At 31.3% G+C, this 3,209-nt stretch carries 3 protein-coding genes and 1 pseudogene; 1 reads left to right on the top strand and 3 read right to left on the bottom strand.

The annotated features are described in order from the left end of the window. Positions 1-1,013: pseudogene (locus BD31_RS01505) on the top strand (pyridoxal phosphate-dependent aminotransferase); the annotation flags it as partial. On the opposite strand, the gene BD31_RS01500 reads toward BD31_RS01505, so the two are convergent. The 3 genes from BD31_RS01500 to BD31_RS10535 form a co-directional block, all read right to left on the bottom strand. Next, the gene (locus tag BD31_RS01500; protein ID WP_048097331.1) at positions 1,010-2,020 is read right to left on the bottom strand and encodes an SHOCT domain-containing protein; all 1,011 of its coding nucleotides are present in this window, start codon (positions 2,018-2,020) and stop codon (positions 1,010-1,012) included. The pseudogene BD31_RS01505 and the gene BD31_RS01500 sit on opposite strands and share 4 nt — an antisense overlap. 96 nt (positions 2,021-2,116) lie before the next feature. Further along, positions 2,117-2,812: a sensor histidine kinase gene (locus tag BD31_RS01495; protein ID WP_238536029.1), complete on the bottom strand. Its 696-nt coding sequence runs from the start codon at positions 2,810-2,812 to the stop codon at positions 2,117-2,119. 154 nt (positions 2,813-2,966) lie between these two features. After that, the coding region (locus tag BD31_RS10535; protein WP_008297395.1) for a HAMP domain-containing protein at positions 2,967-3,209 on the bottom strand (243 nt) is incomplete at its 5' end.

Here is a 3,209-nt window from a genome sequence, read left to right as displayed (position 1 = left end):
ACATGGAACCGTAATTTTGCCAACTCCTGCTTGGCTTGGCTATTTGCCTCAGATTAGATTTTTGAAAAAAAATTATCACATGTTACCAACACGTGCAAATAAAAAAAATCGTGCCAAATGATTTGAGAAGATTAGCATTACGATTGCAAGACAGACAAAAGATTTTAATTTTAAATAACCCTAACAATCCTACAGGATTACTTTATGATCGATTAGAATTAGAAGAAATTGCAGATGTTTGTAGAGAACAAAACATCATTGTTCTTTCTGATGAAATTTATGCTCAAACAACGTATGATTTTTCAAAATTTGTAAGCATGGGAAAAATTTATCCTGAAGGAACATTTGTGACAAATGGTTTATCTAAATCTCACGCTGCTGGTGGATATAGACTTGGGTATGTAATTTTTCCACAGCATGCAAATGATCTAAAATTACAATTTAAAAAAATACTTGCAACCGAATATACTGCAGTATCTACACCAATTCAACATGCAGCAGTTGCTGGATTTGAAATTAGCAAAGAACTTGATGAGTATTTTGAGGTTACAAGAGGAATTCATCAAATAATGAGTGAATACACACATCATGCATTATCTGAAATAGATGGAATAAAGGTTACAAGACCTGACGCAACGTTTTACCTTTTAGCTGATTTCAATGTATTTGCTCCTGATTTACAAAAAGCAAAAATTTACACTTCACAAAAATTATCTGAATCTTTGATGGTTCATCCATATCATACAGCAATAGTTGGTGGCGATAGTCTTGTTTTAGAAAGAACTGATTTTAGCGCAAGAATTGCATATGTTGATTATGATGGTGCTAAAGTTTATCAGAACTATCTAAATAACAAACCTAAATCTAGTGCAGAAAAATTGGAATTTGTAAAAAATTCTGCTCCAAAGATTGTTGCCGGTATAGAAATGATTAAAAGATTTTTTGACGATATTAAAAATAATTCAATTAAATATTCTCAGGCAAAATCTAGTTCTATGCTAACTCCAAGTTAATTTATCGAAGATTTTAATTTCTCATATTCTTCAAGGCTAATCTCTCCTTTCGCTAATCTGGTCTGAATGATTTCCAGAGGATTTGAGCCTATTATTGGATGAATTATTCTTCGTATCGTGTCTTTATTGATGGAAATTTGCCTTGAATTGCTGTCTACTTTGATTTTTATCCCGTACACTGCCCCAAATAATATTCCTAAACCTGCTATTGCTAAAGAAATTTGTGCAATTTCTGAATTATCTGGTTTTCTCTCTCTATCTTCAATTGGTTCTTCATTTATTTGTGCAATTGATGAAGCTTGAGCTTCGGGAATAATTTTTGCATCCATTAATTCCGATGTGTTTGATTTTGAATTTATCCCATCTTGGTATCCTACAGCTTCTTCTATTGTTACTCCTGGATAGTTTCGATCAAACCATGATTTGTATGATGGTTCATTGTAATATCTGTCAATGTAATGCTGTGGGTTTTTGTTGTGATCTACAAAATCAGCAATTTTCTTAACCTCTTTTGGTTCTTCGTCTTTTATAATTTCTATGATTTCAACAGGTTCCACAACCTCTGTTTTTTCAGAATCATTATCCGCAATGTATACTTCAGTCTGATTATTTTGCTGCATTGCATCTTTTTCCGTATTAATTGAAACGCCTGTTAAAGACACGCCAAAATCTACTGTTACACCTTTAGTCATATTCAAAATAAATCCTGTGGCATTATACATTCCATGTTCTAAAAACTTTTCATCAATTTCAACACTTTTTCGAAAAGAGTTATCATAATTGATCATTGCTTGAGTTAATAGAACAAACTCATCATTGTTATCACGAATTACAATTGTAACTAGACCTGTAGACTCTTTTTCAACCGTACCTGAGAATTCAATTTGATCTCCTCTGTAAAATGAATTTGAATTTGTTTGAAGATTAGTAACTTCTGCAAATACAGGGGCAACTGTAAAAATTAGAAATAGGATCACGACTAATGAACAAACATTATTTGTCTTCATTACAGTAAAATATTGTTTTTTTTAATTTAAGATGAGCGTAGTATTCATCCAGTTTTTTTGTACGTAAAAGTTAAATGTAAAATATTTTTTATTTACTCATTCAATTATATTTTTCAGTGAAACTTTGATTGATTTTTTTGGAATCTTAAAATAGAATGTGGTTTGAACATTTTCTACACTTTTTACCCATATTTTCCCTCCTAATCCTTCTATGATCCCTTTACAAATTGCTAAACCTAATCCACTCCCACCTCTTTTCCTACTGGTTGAGGTATCGATCTGATAAAATTTCTTGAAGATCTCTTTTTGATTTTCTTTAGAAATACCAGGTCCGTTATCCTGAACAAAAAATTCAACATACTCTGAATCATCCTTTGCACCAATTGTCACAATCCCTGTACCCTTTGCTACAAAGTCAATTGCATTTCTAATGAGATTTGTAAATACTTGATTAATCCTGTCTTTATCGCTAAAAATACTTAAATCTCCACTGAAATTCAAATCTAAAGTGATATTCTTTTCATTTGTAATTGGTTTGAATTCCTTAAGTATGTCATCTAGCATAACTGATACGCTAATGTTTTCTGAATTAAAATCTAGTTTCCCTAATTCTAGTTTCTGTGTTGTCATGATATCCCCCACCAATCTTTGTAGTTTGATTGCAGATGAGTAGATTTCATTGACTGCTTCTGTTTGTTTTTCATTTAATTCTCCAAGAAAATTATCCTTCTGTAACATCTGAACGTATCCTAAAATTGGTACCAATGGAGTTTTCAGCTCATGTGAAACCATTGATGAAAATTCCACTTTTTTTCCTATCCATATCTTTTAATTTTTGTACGTATTCATTTTGTACTTCGATGGTCTTTTCAACTCTATCTCCCATGATCTCAAAATTCTCATTTAACTGAAAAATTTCAGTTACATTAGTTTTTGATTTTGATTTTTATTTGACATTTTTATTTGTCTTTGAAAAATCTGTCATTCTTTCTGCCAATTTCTCAATTGGTTTTGTGATGCTCTTTGAAATGTATACTGTTCCTAACAATGTCCCTGCTGCAACAAATACTGAGAAAAATAACAGAATCATGCCAGTTGACTGTTCGACAGATGTTAGAAAGTTTACCAAACCCATGTAAAAAATAATAAAACTTGATACTCCTGATACTAAAAATAATGTGTGTTTAAT

The organism is Candidatus Nitrosopumilus salarius BD31, assembly GCF_000242875.2.
Lineage (GTDB): Archaea > Thermoproteota > Nitrososphaeria > Nitrososphaerales > Nitrosopumilaceae > Nitrosopumilus > Nitrosopumilus salarius.
This window is presented reverse-complemented; position numbering and strand designations above follow the sequence as displayed.

Coding starts and splice junctions, on each gene's coding strand:
- BD31_RS01500 (WP_048097331.1), bottom strand. CDS start 2,020: ATGAAGACAAATAATGTTTGTTCATTAGTCGTGATCCTATTTCTAATT.
- BD31_RS01495 (WP_238536029.1), bottom strand. CDS start 2,812: ATGGTTTCACATGAGCTGAAAACTCCATTGGTACCAATTTTAGGATAC.